At 59.9% G+C, this 23,373-nt stretch carries 18 protein-coding genes and 1 pseudogene; 9 read left to right on the forward strand and 10 right to left on the reverse strand.

Annotated features, from left to right (window positions below):
* Positions 1-131: 131 nt before the first annotated feature.
* Positions 132-941 (reverse strand): annotated as a pseudogene (locus tag AC07V4_RS09680) (secretin N-terminal domain-containing protein); the annotation flags it as partial.
* Positions 942-1,199: 258 nt separating this feature from the next.
* Here AC07V4_RS09680 and AC07V4_RS09685 point away from each other — a divergent pair.
* The 8 genes from AC07V4_RS09685 to cobA all read left to right on the forward strand — a co-directional run bounded on the left by AC07V4_RS09685 (position 1,200) and on the right by cobA (position 12,548).
* Complete coding sequence (locus tag AC07V4_RS09685) at positions 1,200-2,405, forward strand: CmpA/NrtA family ABC transporter substrate-binding protein (RefSeq protein WP_492635803.1); 1,206 nt, start codon at positions 1,200-1,202, stop codon at positions 2,403-2,405.
* A 13-nt stretch (positions 2,406-2,418) separates the two neighbouring features.
* Positions 2,419-2,994, forward strand: coding sequence for an ANTAR domain-containing response regulator (locus tag AC07V4_RS09690; RefSeq protein WP_053257467.1), 576 nt, complete (start codon positions 2,419-2,421; stop codon positions 2,992-2,994).
* Between the two features lie 210 nt (positions 2,995-3,204).
* Positions 3,205-4,416, forward strand: a complete 1,212-nt coding sequence (locus tag AC07V4_RS09695; RefSeq protein ID WP_492635802.1) for a nitrate/nitrite transporter — start codon at positions 3,205-3,207, stop codon at positions 4,414-4,416.
* The gene (locus tag AC07V4_RS09700) at positions 4,416-6,086 is read left to right on the forward strand and encodes a bifunctional protein-serine/threonine kinase/phosphatase (protein ID WP_492635801.1); all 1,671 of its coding nucleotides are present in this window, start codon (positions 4,416-4,418) and stop codon (positions 6,084-6,086) included. Before AC07V4_RS09695 ends, AC07V4_RS09700 begins: the two co-directional genes overlap by 1 nt.
* Positions 6,087-6,318: 232 nt before the next feature.
* Positions 6,319-8,772: a nitrite reductase large subunit NirB gene (gene nirB, locus AC07V4_RS09705; RefSeq protein WP_492635800.1), complete on the forward strand. Its 2,454-nt coding sequence runs from the start codon at positions 6,319-6,321 to the stop codon at positions 8,770-8,772.
* Entirely contained in the window at positions 8,769-9,086 is a 318-nt protein-coding gene (nirD, locus tag AC07V4_RS09710) for a nitrite reductase small subunit NirD (RefSeq protein ID WP_492635799.1), read from the forward strand. Before nirB ends, nirD begins: the two co-directional genes overlap by 4 nt.
* Positions 9,086-11,794 carry a nitrate reductase gene (locus AC07V4_RS09715; RefSeq protein ID WP_492635798.1) on the forward strand — a complete coding sequence of 903 codons (2,709 nt, stop codon included), beginning with the start codon at positions 9,086-9,088 and terminating at the stop codon, positions 11,792-11,794. Before nirD ends, AC07V4_RS09715 begins: the two co-directional genes overlap by 1 nt.
* A gap of 10 nt (positions 11,795-11,804) precedes the next feature.
* Positions 11,805-12,548: a uroporphyrinogen-III C-methyltransferase gene (gene cobA / locus AC07V4_RS09720; protein ID WP_492635797.1), complete on the forward strand. Its 744-nt coding sequence runs from the start codon at positions 11,805-11,807 to the stop codon at positions 12,546-12,548.
* 60 nt (positions 12,549-12,608) lie between these two features.
* On the opposite strand, the gene AC07V4_RS09725 is transcribed toward cobA, so the two are convergent.
* The 8 genes from AC07V4_RS09725 to ppsA all read right to left on the reverse strand — a co-directional run bounded on the left by AC07V4_RS09725 (position 12,609) and on the right by ppsA (position 20,747).
* Positions 12,609-13,589: an OmpA family protein gene (locus tag AC07V4_RS09725; RefSeq protein ID WP_492635796.1), complete on the reverse strand. Its 981-nt coding sequence runs from the start codon at positions 13,587-13,589 to the stop codon at positions 12,609-12,611.
* 107 nt (positions 13,590-13,696) lie between these two features.
* On the reverse strand, positions 13,697-14,287 hold the full coding sequence (gene sigX / locus AC07V4_RS09730; RefSeq protein WP_003193286.1) for an RNA polymerase sigma factor SigX: 591 nt from the start codon (positions 14,285-14,287) through the stop codon (positions 13,697-13,699).
* Positions 14,288-14,374: 87 nt separating this feature from the next.
* Positions 14,375-15,199, reverse strand: a complete 825-nt coding sequence (locus tag AC07V4_RS09735) for a mechanosensitive ion channel family protein (protein ID WP_492635795.1) — start codon at positions 15,197-15,199, stop codon at positions 14,375-14,377.
* A gap of 2 nt (positions 15,200-15,201) precedes the next feature.
* Positions 15,202-15,447, reverse strand: coding sequence for a hypothetical protein (locus tag AC07V4_RS09740; RefSeq protein ID WP_005790375.1), 246 nt, complete (start codon positions 15,445-15,447; stop codon positions 15,202-15,204).
* A gap of 86 nt (positions 15,448-15,533) precedes the next feature.
* Positions 15,534-16,529 (reverse strand): zinc transporter ZntB, encoded by a 996-nt coding sequence (locus AC07V4_RS09745; RefSeq protein ID WP_492635794.1) that lies wholly within the window; start codon positions 16,527-16,529, stop codon positions 15,534-15,536.
* A gap of 24 nt (positions 16,530-16,553) precedes the next feature.
* The gene (rraA, locus tag AC07V4_RS09750; RefSeq protein WP_145159137.1) at positions 16,554-17,045 is read right to left on the reverse strand and encodes a ribonuclease E activity regulator RraA; all 492 of its coding nucleotides are present in this window, start codon (positions 17,043-17,045) and stop codon (positions 16,554-16,556) included.
* Between the two features lie 230 nt (positions 17,046-17,275).
* Complete coding sequence (locus AC07V4_RS09755; RefSeq protein WP_492635793.1) at positions 17,276-18,265, reverse strand: alpha/beta fold hydrolase; 990 nt, start codon at positions 18,263-18,265, stop codon at positions 17,276-17,278.
* A gap of 106 nt (positions 18,266-18,371) precedes the next feature.
* Positions 18,372-20,747, reverse strand: coding sequence for a phosphoenolpyruvate synthase (gene ppsA, locus AC07V4_RS09760; RefSeq protein WP_492635792.1), 2,376 nt, complete (start codon positions 20,745-20,747; stop codon positions 18,372-18,374).
* Positions 20,748-20,925: 178 nt separating this feature from the next.
* Here ppsA and ppsR point away from each other — a divergent pair, with 178 nt between their 5' ends.
* Positions 20,926-21,744, forward strand: coding sequence for a posphoenolpyruvate synthetase regulatory kinase/phosphorylase PpsR (gene ppsR / locus AC07V4_RS09765; RefSeq protein ID WP_003193298.1), 819 nt, complete (start codon positions 20,926-20,928; stop codon positions 21,742-21,744).
* 128 nt (positions 21,745-21,872) lie between these two features.
* Here ppsR and AC07V4_RS09770 read toward each other — a convergent pair whose 3' ends face one another.
* Complete coding sequence (locus tag AC07V4_RS09770; RefSeq protein WP_431750184.1) at positions 21,873-23,297, reverse strand: aminotransferase-like domain-containing protein; 1,425 nt, start codon at positions 23,295-23,297, stop codon at positions 21,873-21,875.
* Positions 23,298-23,373: the final 76 nt, after the last annotated feature.

The raw sequence follows: 23,373 nt of genomic DNA on the forward strand, positions 1-23,373 counted from the left end.
GAGAATTCGCTAATGAGTGGATAAACCAAGCGTGTTCACGGAGAGAGCTCGCGCCCCGGTCGCACAAACGCCCGCTTCACGCGCTCATATTGCGCCGCAGTCAAGGCCGGTGGCCCGGTCGCCGGCACGGGCTCGTCTTGCCCCACACCCACTTGCCATACCGAAACCTCATTCGGCCGCTTGGGTATATCCAGTTCTGCCACCAACTGTTCGATCAGCCTCACTTGGGCAGGCTTGCCCTTGATCAAAAGGCTGTTGGTGTCCGGATAGGCGATCAGTGTCAGCCTCTTGTCGGCCAACTGACCCTTCTGTTCAGTGGACAATAGTGTTTCGATCACCGACGCCATGCCTGGCACATTGACCTTGTTTGCACCCGAGCCGTACTGGCGATCCTCCACAGGGGTGTTGAACACCTGCACGACTCCAAATGCCTGGGTTCCCACGCGCAGTTGGCTGCGTGGCCGGTCCATCAATTGGGCCAGCCGTAGCACATGTTCTATATAGGTCGGTGGCCCCGACACATTGAACGTACGCGCCCCGCTCTCACGCAGGGGATAGCGCGACTCATCAAGCCCTGTGCGTTTCATGAAGCTGCGTAGCCTGTCGAGTGAAATATGTCGCAACGCCACCACTGAGCTTCTCGCCTCTGCTGAGGCGTAGACGTAAAGCCCTTGCCCATTGCTGTACCAGATCAAGTCTTCCTGACGGGCCAAAGCCTCCAGCACCTGTTGCGGTGCCGCGAAATCAAACGTTCCGCTGATAGGTCTACGCGCTACGTCGGCGCTGATCACGACGGGCAGGCCCAATGGCACTGACAGTGCGGTAAAAAGAGTCTTCAGGCTTTCATCCTGTGCCTGATATGACTCCCCCCACGCCGCAGGGCCGCCAAGCACAAGCGCGATACACAGCAGCCAGCTACACAAGCGGTGGCAGGTCTTCATGGCAGGAAAAGCAGCATGCACCGTAGGTTTTCCTCGGCAGTCTGGCGTAGGGAGGCGGCCATACTGAAAGCCAGGCGCGGCTCAATCTTGATGAAAAGCTGACGGTAGACCGGTGGCATGTGCCTTGCTACGCACTCTGTATCAGAGCGCGCGCCAACGACGGAGCGGGCTTACGGACAAAGGCGTCGTTACCCTGCAATGGCCTGCACCGCCATCTGAAGGAACGACGCTTTTTTTTGAGCGAAAAGGTAGGTGTTAATGAACAGTTCCGATCCGCTGGCCTGGGTCAACGGCAGTGACGCCCCGGAAAAGAGCAGCCTCAACCTGGGTTTCATGGCGTTGACCGATTGCGCATCGCTGGTGGTCGCCGCCACCCAGGGTTTTGCTCAACCCTATGGGCTCAAACTCAACCTCAAGCGCCAAGCCTCCTGGGCCAACCTGCGCGACAAACTGGTCAGCGGCGAACTGGATGCCGCCCACAGCCTGTACGGGCTGGTGTACGCCGTGCACCTGGGCATTGGCGGCGTAGCACCGACCGACATGGCCGTACTGATGGGGCTCAACCAGAACGGGCAAAGCATCAACCTGTCCCACGGACTGCAGCAGCAAGGGGTGTTCACTCCTGAGGCGTTGGAGCGATATGTGCACCAAAGCCGGACAAAACTGACCTTCGCCCAGACCTTTCCCACGGGCACCCACGCCATGTGGTTGTATTACTGGCTGGCGAGCCAGGGCATTCATCCCTTGCAAGATGTAAACAGCGTAGTCGTACCGCCACCGCAGATGGTCGCGCACCTGCAGGCCGGGCGTATCGATGGGTTTTGTGTCGGCGAGCCCTGGTGTGCCAGCGCAGTCAAACAGAACCAGGGCTTTACCTTGGCGACCACCCAGGCGATCTGGCCGGACCACCCGGAAAAAGTGCTCGGCTGCACCCAGGCATTCGTCGATCAGTACCCCAATACGGCACGCGTACTGATGATGGCCATCCTGGAAGCCAGCCGCTTCATCGAAGACAGCCAGGAAAACCGGCGCTCCACCGCACAGTTGCTCAGCGCCGCCGATTACCTCGACGCGCCGCTCGACTGCATAGAGCCGCGTTTGCTGGGGCTCTATGAGGATGGGCTGGGCAATCGCTGGCAAGACCCGCACCGGCTGCGCTTTTTCGCCAGGGGCGAGGTGAACGTGCCCTACCTGTCCGATGGCATGTGGTTCATGACCCAATTCCGCCGCTGGGGCCTGCTGCGTGAAGACCCGGATTACCTGGGCACCGCGCGCCAGGTGCAGCAACTGGGCCTGTATCGCCAAGCCGCCCAGGCCGTGGGCGTCAACGTAAACGCCGAGGACATGCGTAGCAGCCAACTGATCGACGGCAAGATCTGGGACGGCTCCGATCCCGCCGCCTACGCCCGCAGCTTCCGCTTGCATGCCCTGGCCGAATCGGTAAACCGCCAGGCCCTGCGCTGACAGGAGGTGCCCTATGTTGCGAATCCTGTTGATCAACGACACCCCGCGCAAGGTCGGCCGACTCAAGGCCGCGCTGACCGAGGCCGGTTTCGAGGTGATTGATGAATCCGGCCTGACCATCGACCTGCCCGCACGCGTCGAAACGGTGCGCCCGGATGTGATCCTGATCGATACCGAGTCGCCGGGCCGCGATGTGATGGAGCAAGTGGTGCTGGTCAGCCGCGACCAACCGCGGCCAATCGTGATGTTTACCGACGAGCACGACCCGAATGTGATGCGCCAGGCGATCAAGTCCGGCGTCAGCGCCTACATCGTCGAAGGTATCCAGGCCCAGCGCCTGCAACCGATTCTCGACGTGGCCATGGCCCGCTTCGAGAGCGACCAGGCCTTGCGCGCCCAGCTTCAAGCCCGTGACCAGCAGTTGGCCGAGCGCAAGCGCATCGAGCTGGCCAAGGGCATGTTGATGAAAATGAAGCACTGTAATGAAGAAGAGGCCTACACCCTGATGCGCCGCCAGGCCATGAGCCGCCAGCAGAAACTGATCCAGGTGGCGGAGCAGATCATCGCCATGAGCGAGTTGCTCGGCTGATCTGGCTCAGCTCTTGCTAAGCATTCCTCACAGGTAACCAACGGCGGTTGCCCCTCCACGACAAAGACGTCGCCCATCCGGTTTGCCCCCGCAAACCCGGTGGCGGCGTTTTTTCGTTTTGGCCCCAGCGCATGGGGCCGGTGGGGCGGCCTCAGGCGGCAGCTCCATCACTCGGCCTTCTTACCTGACTCCCAACCGTTGAGGTGCGTGATGAAATCAAGCTTCTGGAAATCCGGGCACACCCCGACCCTGTTTGCCGCGTTCCTGTATTTCGACCTGAGCTTCATGGTCTGGTACCTGCTTGGCCCGCTGGCGGTGCAGATCGCCGCCGACCTGCACCTGACCACCCAACAGCGCGGCCTGGTGGTGGCCACGCCGATCCTGGCGGGCGCGGTGCTGCGCTTTGTGATGGGCATGCTGGCCGACAAGCTGTCGCCCAAGACCGCTGGGCTGATTGGCCAGGTGATTGTGATCGCGGCGCTGTTCGGGGCGTGGAAGCTCGGCATCCACAGTTACGAGCAGGCCCTGCTGCTGGGCGTATTCCTGGGCATGGCCGGTGCGTCGTTTGCGGTCGCCCTGCCCTTGGCCTCCCAGTGGTATCCAGCGGAACATCAGGGCAAGGCCATGGGTATTGCCGGCGCGGGCAACTCGGGTACGGTGTTTGCGGCCTTGCTGGCACCGGTACTGGCTGCCGCGTTCGGCTGGAGCAACGTATTCGGCTTTGCGTTGATTCCGTTGATCCTCACCCTGATCGTCTTCGCCTGGCTCGCACGCAATGCCCCGGAGCGCCCGAAAGCCAAAGCCATGGCCGACTACTTCAAGGCCCTGGGTGATCGCGACAGCTGGTGGTTCATGTTCTTCTACAGCGTAACCTTCGGCGGCTTTATCGGCCTGGCCAGCGCCCTGCCCGGCTATTTCAACGACCAGTACGGCCTGAGCCCCGTGACCGCCGGCTACTACACCGCCGCCTGCGTGTTCGGCGGCAGCCTGATGCGCCCGCTGGGCGGTGCTCTGGCTGATCGTTTCGGCGGGATTCGCACCCTGCTCGGGATGTACAGCGTGGCAGCGATCTGCATCGCGGCGGTGGGTTTCAACCTACCCAGTTCCTACGCGGCCTTGGCGCTTTTCGTCTGCACCATGCTCGGCCTCGGTGCAGGCAATGGCGCAGTATTCCAACTGGTGCCCCAACGCTTTCGCCGTGAGATCGGCGTGATGACCGGCCTGATCGGCATGGCAGGCGGTATTGGGGGCTTTGCCCTGGCAGCCGGCATGGGTGCGATCAAGCAAAGCACCGGCAGTTATCAGATGGCACTGTGGTTGTTCGCCAGCCTTGGCGTGTTGGCCTGGTTCGGCCTGCACGGCGTCAAACGCCGCTGGAGAACCACCTGGGGTTCGGCTGCAGTGACCGCTGCACGCGTCTGATGAGCCTGCAACTGAGCATCGCCCAGGCCAGCGCCATCGGCCCGCGGGCAGAAAACCAGGACGCGCTGCGGGTGGTCACGCCCGTGGCGGAGCTGGCGGCGAGCAAAGGCTATTTATGTGCACTGGCCGATGGCGTCAGCCAATGCGCCGACGGTGGCCTGGCCGCACGTTCGACCTTGCAGGCCCTGGCCCTGGACTATTACGCCACACCGCAAACCTGGGGTGTGGCCCAGGCGCTCGAACGCTTGCTGCTGGCACAGAATCGCTGGCTGCAAGCCAACGGCGGCGGCCAGCCGCTACTGACCACCCTCAGTGCCCTGGTGTTTCGTGGGCAACGCTTCACCTTGGCCCATGTCGGCGATTGCCGGGTGTACCGCTGGTTTGACGACGAATTACTGCGCATCAGTGAAGATCATGTGTGGGAACAACCGGGCATGCAGCATGTACTCAAGCGCGCCCTCGGCCTGGACCAACACCTGGTGCTGGACTTTCTCGACGGCGAACTGCGTCCAGGCGAATGTTTCCTGCTGCTCAGCGATGGCGTATGGGCCACCCTGGGTGACAACAGCATCCGTGGAATCCTGCGCGAACAAAGCGATCTCGACGCGGCGGTCCACACTTTGGTCAACGCGGCGCACCTGGCCGGCAGCCTGGACAATGCCAGCGCCTTGTTAGTGCGAGTCGACCAGCTCGGTGCCGCAACCCTGGGCGATGCATTGGTGCAGCTGCAACAATGGCCGCTGCCGCCGCCCTTGAAAGCCGGGCAACGCTTTGAAGGCTGGCAGGTTGAAGGTGTGATGGCGCAGAGCCGACAGTCCTTGCTGTACCGGGTGCATGACGCCCAACAGCAGCCCTGGCTGCTGAAAACCCTGCCCCAGAACTACGACGATGACAGCCATGCGGGCCAGGCTTTACTGGCGGAAGAATGGTTTTTGCGCCGAATGGCTGGGCGAGCATTTCCTGAAGTCCACACGGCCAGCGGGCGTCAGCATTTGTACTACGTGATGCGTGAATACCCGGGGCAAACCCTGGCAGAACTGTTCCGACACCAAGGCCCGCTGCCCCTGGCGCAATGGCTATTCATCGCCGAGCGCTTGCTGCGTGCGGTGGGCCTGTTGCATCGACGACAGATCCTGCACCGCGACATCAAACCGGAAAACCTGCTGCTGGGTGACGATGGTGAACTGCGCGTACTGGACTTCGGCCTGGCCTACTGCCCGGGACTGTCCGAAGACCGCGCCCACCTGCTGCCCGGCACACCGAGCTTTATCGCACCCGAAGCGTTTAACGGCGAGCGCCCTACCTTCCAGCAAGATTTGTACAGCGTTGGCGTCAGCCTGTATTACCTGCTGACGGGGCATTATCCCTACGGCGAGATCGAAGCCTTCCAACGCCCCCGATTCACCCAGGCGGTCAGCGCCAACCGCTATCGCCCCGACCTGCCGAATTGGTTGCCACTCAGTCTGGAGCGGGCCGTGGCGGCTGTACCCGCGCAGCGTTATGAAACCGCCGAAGAATGGCTGCTGGTGCTGGAACAGGCCGACCGTCGCGAGCTGAGCGTGCGGCCACGGCCCTTGCTGGAGCGTGAACCGCTGAAGGTCTGGCAAACCCTGGCGGTGGCGTCGCTGCTGATCAATCTGGTGCTGTGTTACTGGCTGCTGCACCACTAGAGGGCGATTCCCCCTGCCATTTCAACCGAAAGCCCAATAAACCCGGGCACTGGGCAACTTGGCACAGCCACTGCATTAGCTCTCCCAAGAACACACATATAGCCGCCTCTTCAACGTCGAAGGGATGAGCTTCCCGAGAGAACGGGACCGGACAAAGGCGTCCTCGCTAAATCGCTAGCGGGGACGCCTTTTTTGTTTGCGCACGATTTGTCGAGCCATTGCGGAGAACGACATGAAAAAACTCAAATTGGTGATGATCGGCAACGGCATGGCCGGGGTTCGCACCCTGGAAGAACTGCTGAAACTGAGCAGCGAGCTGTACGACATCACCGTGTTCGGCGCCGAGCCGTACACCAACTACAACCGCATCCTGCTGTCACCGGTACTGGCCGGTGAGCAAACCTTTGAAGAGATCGTGCTCAATGACCTGAGCTGGTACCTGGACAACCACATCAAGCTGTTGCTCAACCGCAAAGTCGTGCAGATCGACCGGGTCAAACGCATCGTCATCGCCGAAGACGGTACCGAGGCCGAATATGACCGCCTGCTGATCGCCACCGGTTCCACGCCATTCATCCTGCCAATCCCCGGCAACACCTTGGAGGGCGTGATCGGCTATCGCGACATCGCCGACACCCAAGCCATGATCGATACCGCCAAGACCCACAAGCACGCGGTGGTCATCGGCGGCGGCCTGCTCGGCCTGGAAGCCGCCAACGGCCTGATGCTGCGCGGCATGCACGTGACCGTGGTCCACATCGGCGAATGGCTGCTGGAGCGACAACTGGACAAGACCAGCGGCCAGTTGCTGCAAACTGAACTGGAAAGCCGTGGCCTGGTGTTTCGCCTGTGCGAACAAACCCAGGCCCTGCACGACGCCGGCAATGGCCGAGTCGGTTCGGTGCAATTCAAGAATGGCGACATCATCCCTGCCGACCTGGTGGTGATGGCCGCCGGCATCCGCCCCAACACCGAACTCGCGGAAAAATCCGGTATCCCGTGCAACCGTGGGATTCTGGTCAACGACACCCTGCAAACCTATGACCCGCGCATCTATGCCATCGGCGAATGCGCCAGCCACCGTGGCATCGCCTACGGCTTGGTGGCGCCGTTGTTCGAGCAGGCCAAGGTCTGCGCCAATCACCTCGCCCAACTCGGTTTTGCCACTTATAAAGGTTCGGTCACGTCGACTAAGTTGAAAGTCACCGGTATCGACCTGTTCTCCGCCGGCGACTTCATGGGCGGCGAAGGCACCGAAACCATCACCCTCTCCGACCCGATTGGCGGCGTGTACAAGAAGCTGGTGATCAAGGACGACATCCTGGTCGGAGCCTGCCTGTACGGCGATACCGCCGACGGCGGTTGGTATTTCCGGCAGATCCGTGAGAACCACGCCATCGGTGAGATTCGCGATCACTTGATGTTCGGAGAAAATGCTTTAGGCGACGTAGGCCATCAAGGCCAGGACAAGGCCATGAGCATGGCCGACAACGCCGAAGTCTGCGGCTGCAACGGCGTGTGCAAGGGCACCATCGTCAAGGCGATTCAAGAACACGGACTGTTCAGTGTCGACGAAGTGAAGAAGCACACCAAGGCCGCCAGCTCCTGCGGCTCCTGTGCCGGGCTGGTGGAACAGATCCTGATCAATACGGTCGGCGGTGCCGCCGACGTCAAACCCAAAAGCGAAAAAGCCATCTGTGGTTGCAGCGACCTCAACCACGGGCAAATCCGCCAGGCTATCCGCGACCAGCACCTGCTGACCATCGCAGGCACCATGAGCTACCTGAACTGGCGCACGCCCAACGGCTGCGCCACCTGCCGCCCGGCGTTGAACTACTACCTGATTTCCACCTGGCCGGGCGAGGCCAAGGACGACCCGCAATCGCGCCTGATCAACGAACGCGCCCACGCCAACATTCAAAAGGACGGCACTTACTCAGTCGTCCCACGGATGTGGGGCGGTGTGACCAACCCTTCGGAGCTACGGCGTATTGCGGATGTAGCCGACAAGTACAACGTCCCCATGGTCAAGGTCACTGGCGGCCAGCGCATCGATTTGCTCGGCATCAAGAAACAGGATTTGCCAGGTGTGTGGAAAGATCTCGACATGCCATCCGGCCACGCCTATGGCAAGTCCATTCGCACCGTGAAGACCTGTGTGGGCAGCGAGTTCTGCCGCTTCGGCACGCAGAATTCCACGCAATTGGGCATCGAGCTGGAGCATGACCTGTTCAATATGTGGTCGCCGCACAAGGTCAAGCTGGCAGTGTCCGGTTGCCCACGCAACTGCTCGGAAGCGGGGATCAAGGACGTAGGCATTATCGGTGTCGACTCCGGCTGGGAGATGTACATCGGCGGCAATGGCGGGATCAAGACGGAAGTGGCGGAGTTCTTCGTCAAGCTGAAAACCGCTGAAGAAGTCCGCGAATACAACGGCGCGTTCCTACAACTGTACCGCGAAGAAGCCTTCTACCTCGAACGCACCGTGCACTACCTGCAACGGGTGGGCATGGAGCACATCAAGAAAGCCATATTGGAAGACCCGGCCCGGCGCCAGGCGCTGAATGAGCGCCTGCAATTCTCGCTGTCATTCGAACAAGACCCGTGGAAGGAGCGCCTGGAGCAACCACTGCTGAAAAAAGAGTTCGAGGTCATCCCGGTCAAACAGTTGGAGGTGTCGGCATGAACTGGCTGGATATCTGTGCCCTCGATGAAATCAACGCCCTGGGCTCACGCATCATCCAGGGGCCCAAAGGCGATATCGCGATTTTTCGTACCAGTGACGATGAGGTTTTCGCTCTCGACGATCGCTGCCCACACAAGGGCGGGCCACTATCCCAAGGCCTGATCTACGGCAAGCGCGTGGCCTGTCCGCTGCACAATTGGCAGATCGACTTGATGTCCGGCAAAGCCCTGGCGCCGGATATCGGCTGCGCCCATCATCACCCGGCCCGCGTGGAAAACGGTCGGGTGATGCTGGCCCTGCGGGACGCAGGTTGATGGACCGCCAGGTCACCGCCTCCACCTGCTGTTATTGCGGGGTGGGCTGCGGCGTGCTGATTGAGCATGACGGTGTGCAAATCCTGGGTGTGCAAGGCGATCCGAGCCACCCGGCCAACTTTGGCAAGCTATGCAGCAAAGGCGCCAGCCTGCACCTGACCGGCGACCTGGCAGCCCGTGCCTTGTACCCCGAACTGCGCCTGGGCAAAGACTTGGCCCGTGCCCGTACCGACTGGGATACGGCCTTGGATCACGCCGCCCATGTATTCGCCGACACGATCGCTGAGCACGGGCCGGACAGCGTGGCGTTCTACATTTCCGGGCAACTGCTCACCGAGGACTACTACTGCTTCAACAAGCTGGCCCGAGCGTTGGTGGGTACCAATAACATCGATAGCAACTCGCGGCTGTGCATGTCCTCTGCAGTGGTCGGCTACAAACGCAGCCTGGGTGCCGATGCGCCGCCGTGCAGTTATGAAGACCTGGAATCCAGCGACTGCGTGATGATCGTTGGCAGCAATATGGCCTACGCCCACCCGGTATTGTTCCGTCGCCTGGAGGAAGCCAAAGCACGGCGTCCGCAGATGAAAGTGGTGGTGATCGACCCACGGCGCACGGACACCTGCGATTTGGCTGACCTGCACCTGGCCATCTTGCCGGGTACGGATGTGGCGTTATTCCATGGAATTTTGCATCTGTTGCTGTGGGAAGACTGGATCGACCGCGACTTTATCCAGGCACATACCGACGGGTTGGCCGAGCTGAAACGACTGGTGCATGACTACACACCGCAGATGGCCACGCAGTTGTGCGGGATCAGCCTCGAGCAACTGCGTCTGTGCGCGCAATGGGTGGGCACCTCCAGCAGTTTTCTATCGCTGTGGTGCATGGGCCTGAACCAATCCACCGCCGGCAGTGCAAAAAACAGCGCGCTGATCAACCTGCACCTGGCCACCGGCACTATTGGGCGGGCCGGCTGTGGGCCGTTTTCCCTGACCGGCCAACCTAATGCCATGGGCGGGCGCGAAACCGGCAGTCTGTCGAATTTGCTGCCCGGCCATCGTGAAGCGGCCAATCCGGGGCATCGGGCCGAAGTCGCCGCCTATTGGGGGGTTGATGCGCTACCGGCACCAACCGGGTTGACGGCTATCGAGCTGTTCGAGCACATCCAGGCGGGCAAGATCAAGGCTCTGTGGATTGCCTGCACCAACCCCGCGCAATCGCTGCCGGACCAGAACCGCGTGCGCGCAGCCTTGGCGGCTTGCCCGTTCGTGGTGTTGCAGGAGGCCTTTCGCACCACTGAGACGGCCGCCTATGCCGACTTGCTGCTCCCCGCCGCCAGTTGGGGGGAAAAGGAAGGCAGCGTCACCAACTCCGAGCGACGTATTTCCCACGTGCGCCGCGCCATCGCCCCACCAGGCGAAGCGCGACCGGACTGGGCTATTACGGTGGATTTCGCACAACGCCTGGAGCGGCGCTTGCGGCCTGGTTTGCCCAGCCTGTTTGCCTTCGAGCAACCCGCGCAGATCTTTGATGAATACAAAGTGCTGACCCGCAACCGCGACCTGGACTTGTCGGGCATCAGCCACGCCCTGCTTGACCGGATCGGGCCACAGCAATGGCCATTTCCTGTCGGCGCGCGCACTGGAACGCCACGTCTTTACAGCGAGGGTGTTTTCCCGACCGACAGCGGGCGGGCACAGTTTGTCGCTGATCCTTACCGGGCCGCCAAGGAGCAACGTGACGCACGCTTCCCTCTGACCCTGATCACCGGCCGCCTGCGGGATCAATGGCATGGCATGAGCCGCACCGGCACCGCAGCGCAGCTGTTTGGGCATGTCAGTGAGGCGCTGCTGAGCCTGCATCCCGATGAGTTGCGCCGCCATCGCTTCAAGGACGGGGATCTGGTTCACCTGAAGAGTCGTCGCGGCAGTGTGATCGTTGCCGTCAGCAGTGATGACAGCGTGCGCCCCGGTCAGGCATTCCTACCCATGCATTGGGGCGACCGCTTTCTCAAGGGTGGTGTCAATGCGCTCACGCAGCCGGCGTTTGATCCTTTATCGAAACAACCGGAACTCAAGCACAGCGGGGTGCGCCTGGAAGCGGTGCAACTGCCGTGGCAGTTGTTCGCGCTGATCGAAGGAAATGTGCAGCAACACTTTGAGGCGCTACGACCGCTGTGTGAGGGCTTTGCCTACGTCAGTTTGAGCCTGGTCGGACGTGAACGGCCGGCACTGCTGCTGCGCGCCGCACATGGCGAGGCGCCCGACTTGCCGTTGTTGACCCGCATCGACGCGCTGCTGGGGCTCAACGACGGCCCCGTCATGGCCTATGACGACCCACGCCGCTCGATTGGCAAGCGCGTGAAGATCGAGAAAGGCCGCATCACCGCCCTGCGCCTGGCGGGTGAAACCCTGGCGCGGCACTGGCTGCAGAGCTTGTGGCTGGAAGGCCGCGCCGATGATCAATTGCGGCGCTGGCTGCTGGCACCGTTAAGCGCACCACCAGGCGGCACGGCGTCCAGCAACAAGATCCTGTGCAACTGCAAGAACGTCAGCGAAAACGCGGTGTGCAGCGCCATCGCCCGCGGCTTTGGGTTGGATGAGCTCAAACGCGAACTCGGTTGTGGCACGCAATGCGGCTCCTGCGTACCGGAAATCAAACGTCTTTTGGCCGGCAACCCGCAGCCAATCGCAATCAATGTGTGAGGGCAACAACATGAACGCAAAAGTCTGGCTGGTGGGCGCAGGCCCCGGTGATCCTGAGTTGTTGACCCTTAAGGCGGTGCGGGCCTTGCGGGAGGCCGATGTGGTGTTGATCGATGACTTGGTCAACCCACAGGTGCTGGAACATTGCCTGGATGCGCGGGTGATCACCGTCGGCAAGCGCGGCGGTTGCCGTTCGACGCCGCAGGATTTCATTCATCGCCTGATGCTGCGTTATACGCGCCAGGGCAAATGTGTGGTGCGGCTTAAAGGCGGCGATCCGTGCATTTTTGGCCGTGGTGGTGAAGAGGCCATGTGGTTGCGTGAACGTGGGGTTGCAGTGGAGTTGGTCAATGGGATCACGGCGGGGCTGGCGGGCGCGACGAATTGCGATATTCCATTGACCTTACGCGGTGTGAGCCGTGGCGTAACGCTTGTCACGGCCCATACCCAGGACGATAGCAGCCTGAACTGGCGAGCATTGGCCGAGGGCGGAACGACGTTGGTGGTGTACATGGGGGTGGCGAAGCTTGAAGAGATTCGCCAGCAGTTGCTGGATGGTGGCATGGCCAACGATATGCCGGTGGCGATGATCGAAAATGCCTCCCTGCCCCAGCAGCGCGAATGCCGCAGTACGTTGGCGTGGATGCAGCGAGATGCACTGGCATTCGCCTTGAAGAGCCCGGCAATCCTGGTCATCGGCAGCGTTGCGGCAGCGGCGCAGGCGGCGTGCATTGCCGTGCCAGCCAGCGCTTGAGGCAAACTCCAGGCGAAAAAAAACCCGGCCTAAGCCGGGTTTTTTTCTACTACTCAGTAATTACTGAGCAGCTTGAGCTTCTACCGAGGCTTCTACGCGACGGTTGATAGCACGGCCAGCTTCAGTTGCGTTGTCAGCAACTGGACGGGATTTGCCATAACCAACCGAGCTTACGCGGTTAGGAGCAATGCCGTCTTTAACCAGAACTTGCTTAACAGCGTCAGCACGACGCTGGGACAGCTTCTGGTTGTAAGCGTCTGGACCTACGGAGTCAGTGTGACCTTCAACCACGGTGGTGGTGTTAGGGTACTGCTTCATGAAGTCAGCCAGGTTTTTCACGTCAGCGTAGCTGTTAGGCTTAACAACGGACTTGTCGAAGTCGAACTTAACGTCCAGCTCAACACGAACAACCTGAGCAACCGGAGCTTCTGGCTCTGGAACTGGCTCTGGAGCTGGTGCTGGGGTAGGAGCAGGAGCTGCGCCAGCGTTACCGCCGAAGTTCACACCCAGGCCGACCAGTGCGGAGTAATCCCACTTGCCGTTGTCCAGTGCGTAGTCAGCTTCAACACCGGCACGAGCGTACAGGTTGTTGGTGAAGTAGTACTTCACGCCAGCACCGGCGATAGCCAGGGTGGACTGGTCACGACCGCTGTGGCCGTCAGCTTTTACGTTGGAACGGCTCTGGTGACCGAAACCGCCTTCTACGTATGGACGCAGGCTGTCAACGCCAGCCTGACCGAAGTGGTACTGAGCAGTCAGGCTGCCAGTGTCGCCACCGATCTTCTGGTTGCCAGTACCGTCGTTCGAACGGGTGTGGTTAGTCTTGTCGTACGACAGGTTCAGCGACAGATCGTCGGTCAGGAAGTAACCAATGCGAGCGCCTGGGTTGAAGCCGTCTTCGATATGCTTGACGCTATCGTTGTATTGCTTCTTGTAGAACAGCTCGCCTTCAACTGCGCCTTGGCCTTGTGCCAGTGCGCCGAAAGAAGTAGCGGCAATAAGAGTACCAATGGCCAAGCCCAAGGTGTTTTTCAGTTTCATCCGTTAAATCCCCATCTGGTGATTGTAAAGCAGTCCCACAAACCGGGGGACAACTCGGCGACAAGTCTAACAGAACTTGCCTACACGTAAGAGATATTTGCCACGCACTAAGTTTCAGTCTCGCCCGCAAATTTCTCACGCAATTTATCAAGAGCACGTTTGTAACGCATTTTTGTAGCACTCAAACCCATATGCATGATGTCAGCGATTTCCTGAAATTCCAGCTCTGCGACAAATCGTAGCACCAGAATTTCGCGGTCAATCGGATTCACATGCACCAACCAGCGGTCAAGTCCGCCCTTCTCCTCGGGTGCCGGCGCCTTCTCTTCAGACGCTTCCTCAAGGGGGTCAAGACTCAAAGCGTCCATCAACCGACGCTTTCGCCGCTCCTTACGATACTGCGTGATGCACTCGTTGTACGTGATGCTATAGAGCCATGTCTTGAACTTCGATTTGCCCTCGAAGTTCTTCAGGCCATACAGCACCTTGAGCATCACTTCCTGACAGACATCATCCGCATCTCTATCGTTCCCCAAATACCTTGAACAAACGTTGAACAGAGTGCGTTGATACCTGCGCATCAATTCTTCGTACGCGCGTGTTACGTGAAACAGCTCCGTGTGCGAGCGCGCGACCAACTCCTCATCAGAGAGCTCACGGGGGTCATAGCGCGTAGACAGCGTTTGGGCTTTATTCAAAACAAGTCGTGCCGACAGTCAGGTCAATGTCCGCTGCAACCCGGTCAGCCGGGTTTGCGGCGGCGTACATTAGCAGGATTTGCCGGATTAGCGGCTATTGACCTGCTGTTCCAGGAGAATCCGATTGGACAGCGACACCAGGTCGCCATCGTCGGTCAGCACCGTCGTCTTGACCGTGCCGATCTCCTCGATTTGCCCTTCGACCTCGCCTACACGCACGTGTTGCCCAACCTGGTACAGCTCACGCACATAGATTCCCGCAAGAATCTGCCCGGCAATTTCCCGGCTTCCCAACCCCATGGCCAGCGCAACGGCCAGACCAACGGTAATCAAAACAATCACAATCACGTGGTTGAGCAGGTCAGTCTTGACCTCCAACTGGCTGATCGCGACCGAAATACTGATGATGATCACCAGCCCCTGGGCGATTCGCCCCAGGCCCGCCGCGTAGTCCAGCCCCACCCCTTCAGCCGCCCCGCGCACCAACCCATTGGCCAGTTGCGCCAGCAGAACACCGACCAGCAACACCAGCGCGCCGCCGAAAACCTTCGGCAAATACAGCGCCAGCATGTCGAGCGTAGCTGAAACTCGCTCAAGTCCAAGGGATTGAGCCGCAGAAACCAGGAAAATCAGCAAAATGAACCAGTAAACGATCTTGCCGATCAGGGTGGAGATTGGCACTTGCAGCCCGGCGCGCCCCAGCAGCTTGGTCAAGCCGGTGCCCGCCATCAAGCGATCCAGCCCCAATTTTGCGAGCAATTTGGACAACAGGGTGTCGAGCAGCTTGGCCACGACAAAACCCAGCAGCACCAGAACCAGGGCACCAAACAGGTTGGGAATGAAATTCGCCACCTTGGTCCACAATGCGGTCATCGCCGTGACCAGGCTCTGGGTCCAGAGATCAAGTTCCATATTCAATCAGCCTTATCAGCAGTGCGAGCAAGAGGTTTACGACGAGAAACCGGCGACACGTGGGCCGAACCATTGTTCAGGGCCATCATCAGTGCCGGCAACCAGCGACCCAACAGACCGAACAGGTCACCCGCCCCAACCTGACGGTTGGCGGTTTTCAAAACGCGGCCCAAGCAGGCGTCGTCATCACGGTTGGATGGCGATGCATTGAGCATGTCACGCAAAGACTGTTCGAACGGATCGTGCATAAAGACCTCTCGCAAGTGTTTTAAAAGACGAGGGTTAAATTCTTGGGGTCACATAAGACCCTTCTAATATTCAGGTCATATTCAGGTCAAACCCAGCGTAATCGTCGAAAAAGCCACCATTGCCCCAGCGCAACGGACACCATCATCAGGCACGCAATCGCGAATCCGTAGGGGTTTCCCGAGAACGGTATGCCGCCCACGTTGATCCCCAGCAAGCCGGTCAAAAAACTCATCGGCAGAAAAATTCCAGTGATGATCCCGAAGCGGTACATGGTGCGGTTCATGCGCACGCTCAAGCGCCGGTCTTCGGTCTCAAGCACAAGCCCCACGCGCTCTCGGGTCAATTCGAGCTCTTCGAGATAGCGGGTCAGGCTGTTGTGTAATTCGTTCCAGTAGTCGGCGTCGTCGTCACAAAACCAGGGTAATTTGATCCGCGTTAGTTGCGCGAAAATGTCCCGTTGCGGCGCCAGAAAACGCTTGAGTCCGGCTGCCCGTCGGCGAATCTGCAAAACGCTGCCATGCTCCGGAGTATACCGTTCGTCGGCATCGAGTTTTTCTTCCTCGGAATCGACGACTTCAGAGAGGTCAGTGACCAGATCCTGCACTTTATGGGTCAGGTACTGCGCCATATAAAGGATCAGCTCAGATGCGGTTTTCGGCCCGTTACCCTCTGCCAACTGCACCAACAACTCGTCGGTGGCACGCAACGGACGCAGACGCAGGGAGATGACCCGGTTGGCCGCCGCAAAAATACGCACCGAAACCATATCTTCCGGCTCGGCGCCTGGATTGAGGTTGACCCCGCGCAAGAACAGCAGCAATTCGGCGGTCGGCAACGGCAACAGGCGCGGGCGGGTATTTTCCTCCAGCAGCAGGTCACAGGTGAATTCGCTCAAGCCACTGGATTTGCGCAACCAGGTCTGGGTCTGGGGATGACTGCGATCCCAATGCAGCCACAGGCTCTCCTGGGGCTGCAGTTGCAAGTCGTCGAGCTCAGTCCGGGCAATCCAACGCGCACCGCCTTTACCGTCCAGCACCAGGGCATGCACCAACCCCCATTGCGCGTTTTCTTCCTCGAACATCCTCACCCCTATGGCTACTGCGGTTTATTCAGGCATTTTCAGCGGGCTGGGCGACACGATCACACCGTTGTTATCGGCGTAGATGTATTCACCCGGGCGGAATGTCACGCCGGCAAAGGTCACCACCACGTTCAGGTCACCGATGCCACGCTTGTCGGTCTTCATTGGATGGGTCGCCAGTGCCTGCACACCCAGGTCGGTCTGGGCAATGACGTCGACATCACGGATGCAACCGTAGATCACCAACCCTTCCCAACCGTTTTTCGCGGCTTTCTCGGCGATCATGTCGCCCAGCAATGCACGGCGCAGCGAGCCACCGCCATCGACCACCAGCACCTTGCCGGCGCCTGGTTGGTCCGCCTGTTCCTTGACCAGGGAGTTGTCTTCGAAGCATTTGATGGTGACGATTTCGCCACCAAAGGAGTCTCGCCCGCCGAAGTTGCTGAACATCGGCTCAACCACCTGCACCAACTCCGGGTAGGCGTCACACAGGTCGGGGGTCACGTAATGGTTCATCGAGAAACTCCTGTCGTCAAAGAAGAGGTCGAACATCCCACGGTGTACATCAGGAAAACGCGTCGCGACGGGCATTCTTTACAGACTGCCCCGTTGGCGGCGGCCATGATCAGACTCGCTTGGCCGCAACGCAATACCCGTTGCGCGACTGAATATGACCAGAAGCGTTTAATGCGTCATATCTTAGCCGCAACCACTCACAAGTGAAACGCCCTTGGTAGAGCGCTGCGTCAAACCGCTGCGGCCACTTCGGACTGTGTGCCGGATAAAGGTGTCAGCGGGTCTTTCAACCAGCGCGCCACCAATGGCCAGACCTCAGCCTGTGCGGCCTTGCTGACCAGCATCTCCACGTGCCCAAAATCGCTGGTAAACCCTTGCTGGCGCCCCAGGCACAGGTACTGGCGATGCTCGGAGCCGACTTGCTCGAACAGCTTGCGACACGCCCAGTCCGGGTCCTGTTGATCACCCGCGGCACTCACCGCCAACAGCGGTACATCAACCTCGGCCAAGCCTTTCCACCAGTCACGTTCGGCATCACCAAAGCGGCCAAGCAGGCCGTGCCAGCGCATGCTTTCGATCATGACTCCTACAGGTTCGTCTTCCGGCCCGCGCTTGAGCCTTGGGCCGGACAACTGGCCGAAGCGCTTCAAAATAAAACGACCGCCCCACTCCACCACCGGGATTTTCAACGGCCAATACGTGCGACTGACCTGACAACCAAACAATGCCACCGAAGCGGCCGCAGGCGCCCCCAGGTGCTGGCCGCCAAGGGCCGCCGCCAACGTCGTGCCTCCCAGGGAATGCCCGATCCAGTGGGGGATCTGCCCACTTTGCTCACGCACGAACGCACCAATGGCCGGCACGTCATAGCGCGCATAATCGGCAACCCGATTCTTGGCGTAACCGTGGTTGCGCTTGGACAGACCATGGCCGCGCATTTCCGGAATCCACACATCAAATCCCTGGCGCGCCAAATAGGCGCCCAGGCCAATACCTTTGGGTGAGTACCAGAAGCGCCGATTGGAAAAACTGCCGTGCAACAAAATAATCGGTGTGCCCTGGTTTTCCGGGACATCGACCAGCCCCAAACGGGTCACGGCCAGCTCGACGGTGCCGTCTGGGCTGTTGCCGGGCTTGAGGCGGTACACATCTTCACTCAAGTCGCCGCGACGTTCAGCGCTGATCAGGGCGACAGGAAACAGGTTGCTGCTGCTTTGCATAATGTTCTTGCACAAAAAAGGGCGGCGTCCGCGAGGATTCCCGCCCTGTACAGATAAGAATGCCGGTCACCCTCAACGAGTGACCGGCACTTTTGACGTGCCGACCTTAGGCGGACGCTTGGCCTTCAGCCAGGAAGAACCAGGTTTCCAGCACGGAATCGGGGTTCAGCGAGACGCTTTCGATGCCCTGCTCCATCAGCCACTTGGCCAGGTCTGGGTGATCGGAAGGGCCTTGGCCGCAGATACCGATGTACTTGCCGGCCTTGTTACAGGCCTGGATGGCATTGGCCAGCAGCTTCTTGACCGCCGGGTTACGCTCGTCGAACAGGTGAGCGATGATCCCGGAATCACGGTCCAGGCCCAATGTCAGCTGGGTCAGGTCATTGGAGCCGATGGAGAAACCGTCGAAGAACTCAAGGAACTCTTCGGCCAGGATGGCGTTGGACGGCAGCTCGCACATCATGATCACACGCAAGCCATTTTCGCCACGGGACAGGCCGTTTTCTGCCAGCAGGTCCACCACCTGGCTCGCCTCGCCCAGGGTGCGTACGAACGGCACCATGATCTCGACGTTGGTCAGGCCCATCTCGTTGCGTACACGCTTGAGGGCGCGGCACTCAAGCTCAAAGCAGTCACGGAACGCTTCGCTGATGTAACGCGAGGCGCCACGGAAACCCAGCATCGGGTTTTCTTCTTCCGGCTCATAGAGCTTGCCGCCGATCAGGTTGGCGTATTCGTTGGACTTGAAGTCCGACAGACGCACGATGACCTTTTTCGGATAGAACGCCGCGGCCAGGGTGCTGATGCCTTCCACCAACTTCTCGACGTAGAAACCCACCGGGTCGTTGTAACCAGCAATGCGCTTGTCGACGCTTTCCTTGATGTCCAACGGCAGGCCGTCGTAGTTCAACAGGGCCTTGGGGTGCACGCCGATCATGCGGTTGATGATGAATTCCAGGCGGGCCAGGCCCACACCGGCGTTCGGCAACTGTGCGAAATCGAAGGCACGGTCCGGGTTACCGACGTTCATCATGATTTTGAACGGCAGGTCGGGCATGGCATCGATGGAGTTTTGCTTGATGTCGAAGCCCAACTCGCCCTCAAAGATGAAGCCGGTGTCACCTTCGGCGCACGACACGGTCACGCCCTGGCCGTCTTTGAGCAACTGAGTGGCGTTGCCGCAACCCACTACGGCAGGAATCCCCAGCTCACGGGCGATGATCGCCGCGTGGCAGGTACGCCCGCCACGGTTGGTGACGATGGCGCTGGCGCGTTTCATCACAGGTTCCCAGTCCGGGTCGGTCATGTCGGAGACCAGTACGTCGCCTGGCTGGACTTTGTCCATTTCGGACACGTCCTTGATGATCCGCACCTTGCCCGCGCCGATGCGCTGGCCGATGGCACGGCCTTCTACCAGCACGGTGCCGGTTTCTTTCAGCAGGTAACGTTCCATGACGTTGGCCGAGGTACGGCTCTTCACGGTTTCCGGACGGGCCTGCACGATGTACAGCTTGCCGTCGTCACCGTCCTTGGCCCACTCGATGTCCATCGGGCACTTGTAGTGCTTTTCGATGATCATCGCTTGCTTGGCCAGCTCACTGACTTCAGCGTCGGTCAGGCAGAAACGCGCACGCTCGGCCTTGTCGACTTCAACGGTTTTCACCGAGCGACCGGCCTTGGCCTCGTCGCCGTAGATCATCTTGATGGCCTTGCTGCCGAGGTTGCGGCGCAGGATAGCCGGGCGACCCGCTTCGAGGGTGCCCTTGTGTACGTAGAACTCGTCCGGGTTGACCGCGCCCTGTACGACGGTTTCGCCCAGGCCGTAGGCGCCGGTGATGAACACCACGTCACGGAAACCGGATTCGGTGTCCAGGGTAAACATTACGCCGGCAGTGCCGGTTTCCGAACGCACCATGCGCTGCACACCGGCAGACAGGGCCACCAGCTTGTGATCGAAACCTTGGTGCACACGGTAGGAAATAGCGCGATCGTTGAACAGCGAGGCAAAGACCTCCTTGGCCGCGCGGATCACGTTTTCCACGCCGCGGATGTTCAGGAAGGTCTCTTGCTGACCGGCAAAGGAGGCGTCCGGCAAGTCTTCGGCAGTCGCCGAGGAGCGCACGGCAACGGCCATGTCCGGATTCCCGGCCGACAGCGTGGCGAAGGCGGTGCGAATTTCTGCGTTGAGCTTCTCGGGGAACTCGGCTTCCATGATCCATTGGCGGATCTGGGCACCGGTCTTGGCCAGGGCGTTGACGTCATCGACGTCCAGAGCGTCCAGCGCGGCGTGGATCTGAGCGTTGAGGCCGCTCAGTTCGAGGAAATCGCGGTAAGCCTGGGCCGTGGTGGCGAAACCACCGGGCACCGACACACCAGCGCCTGCAAGATTACTGATCATCTCGCCGAGGGATGCGTTCTTGCCCCCCACGTGCTCTACATCATGGACGCCGAGCTTATCGAGGGAAACTACGTACTCTACCAAGGTGATCTCTCCACTTTCTGTGTTGGAAAAGCTCAGGACGCTGGCTGCTCAGTAGGAGCAATCGCCAGCGCTTGTGGCCTGGACCTGGAAAATAAGTGAGAATGCGGCCCACTGCGGGACGGCAAAATCGCGCCTATCATATCCAAGATTCGCCATCAGCTTAAGGCCCAGGGCTCAAATGAAACGATCTGCTTTCTTTATCTCCGACGGCACCGGCATTACAGCCGAAACATTGGGTCAAAGCCTGCTCGCGCAGTTCGAAAACATTACCTTCGCCAAATTCACACGGCCCTATATCGACAGCGTGGATAAAGCGCGCGCCATGGTACAACAAATCAATCTGGCGGCTGAAAAAGACGGCTTTCGCCCGATCATTTTCGACACCATCGTCAATCAGGATATTCGTGAGATCCTGGCGACTTCGAATGGTTTCATGATCGACATCTTCTCCACGTTCCTGGCGCCGCTGGAACAAGAGCTGAGTGAACATTCCTCATACTCCGTGGGCAAGTCCCATTCCATTGGCCACAACTCCAACTATATGGAGCGCATCGAGGCGGTGAACTTCGCCCTCGACAACGACGACGGTGCCCGCACCCACTACTACGACAAGGCCGACCTGATCCTGGTGGGCGTGTCCCGCTGCGGCAAGACCCCGACCTGCCTGTACATGGCGATGCAATTCGGTATCCGCGCGGCCAACTACCCGTTGACCGAAGACGACATGGAACACCTGACCCTCCCGGCGGCCCTGCGTGCGCATTCGCACAAACTGTTCGGCCTGACCATCGACCCGGACCGCCTCACGGCCATTCGTAACGAACGCAAGCCCAACAGCCGTTACTCCAGCTACGCCCAGTGTGAATTCGAAGTGCGCGAGGTGGAAAATCTATTCCGTCGCGAGAATATTGCGCACATCAACTCCACGCATTTTTCGGTGGAAGAGATTTCGGCGAAGATTCTGGTGGAGAAAGGCGTGGAGCGTAGATTCAAGTAATTTTTGTTGCCTGGACTGGCCCCTTCGCGGGCAAGCCAGCTCCCACATTCGACCGATTTCCAACTTTGGAATGCGGTCGAATGTGGGAGCTGGCTTGCCTGCGATGAACGATAACTCGGTGAGCCTGCCTACAACTGAAACCGCCCCCCACCCTGCCCCAGTGCCGTAGCCAACGCATCAAACCCCGCCCGCAACAACTGATCATCCCCCGATGTATTGCAGATACTCGCCCGAATGAATTGCGGCACTGCCGTTTGCCCCACGGCAAATGCCTCCGCGGTGGCAATCAGGTAATTGTTCTGCTTGAGCTCCGCTTCAATCTCCGATGCGCGCCATGGCTCCGGCACTTCGATCCAGAAGTGCGGGCTGTTGAGATGGGTGCGGTATTGCAGGCCGGCCAACAAGCCCTGTACCAGAGCCTTGCGACGGCTGATCTCATGGATTTGCTGGCGCAGCAGATATTCCGCCGTGCCATTTTCGATCCACTGGGTCGCCAGTTCCAACGTCACCGGCGTGGCCATCCAGCAGGTCGACCGCAACGCCGCCGAAATCCGGCTGACCAAGGCTGGCGGTGCATGCACGTAGCCCACACGCAGCCCGGCAGACACGGCCTTACTCAGGCTGCTGATCAAAATCGTACGCTCAGGGGCGAAAGCACTGAGGGGCGGTGGCCGGTCTTCTACTAATACGCCGTGAGCTTCGTCCTCAAGAATCAACAGATTGTGTTCGCGACAAACCTTGACCAGCGCCTCCCGGCGCGCCACCGACAACACTGCCGTGGTCGGGTTCTGGATGGTGGGTGTGCAGTACAACGCCGAAACCCGGTGGTTTCGACAGATTTCATCCAGCGCGCCCGGCAGCACGCCTTCTTCATCCATTTCCAGGCCGATCAACCGCACCCCCAGCATGCGCGCAGCAGTGATCAGCCCGGGATAGGTCAGTTGTTCCGTGACCACCGTATCACCGGCCCGCAACAGCGCCATCATCGCGCAGAGCAAGCCGTGCTGGCCGCCATTGACGCAGATGACCTGCTCGGGAATCGGGTGGAAATCGCGCTGCACAAGCCATTGCGCACCGGCCTCGCGATAGCGTGGCAGACCGGCGTCCGGCGTGTAGGCGCTGATGTCCTGGAGGAACTTGGCATTGGTCGACAGGGTTTGGAAGCTTTGGGCGAGAAACACCGTCTCCTGCCCAGGGATATGCATGTTGCGGCTCATGTCGAAGTACTGGCGCGGCTCCTCGCTGAAGTTGCGGAAGCCTTCATCCCGCTGGCGCTCCATCCCACGCTTGCGCACGAAAGTACCGTCACCCACCCGCGCCACGACCAACCCCAAACGCTCCAGCTCACCGTAGGCCCGACTGATGGTGCCGATGGTTACCCCCAAATTGTCGGAAAGAACCCGATGGGGCGGCAGTTTTCTCCCGGGCTCAATCAAGCCTTCAAGGATGCCTCTTTCCATGACATCGGACAGGCGCTTGTACTTCACGCCCTGACCGCTGGACAACCCCTCACGCATAATTGACACCATGTCAATATTTGTTTTGACAGTCATCATTCGCCCTAATAGTGTGCTTTTGCGGGTTCAATCACCGGATTGAATCACTCATAACAAGTTCAATATAGAGTTC

The sequence above is a fragment of the Pseudomonas sp. GW821-FHT03A09 genome, from assembly GCF_059421065.1.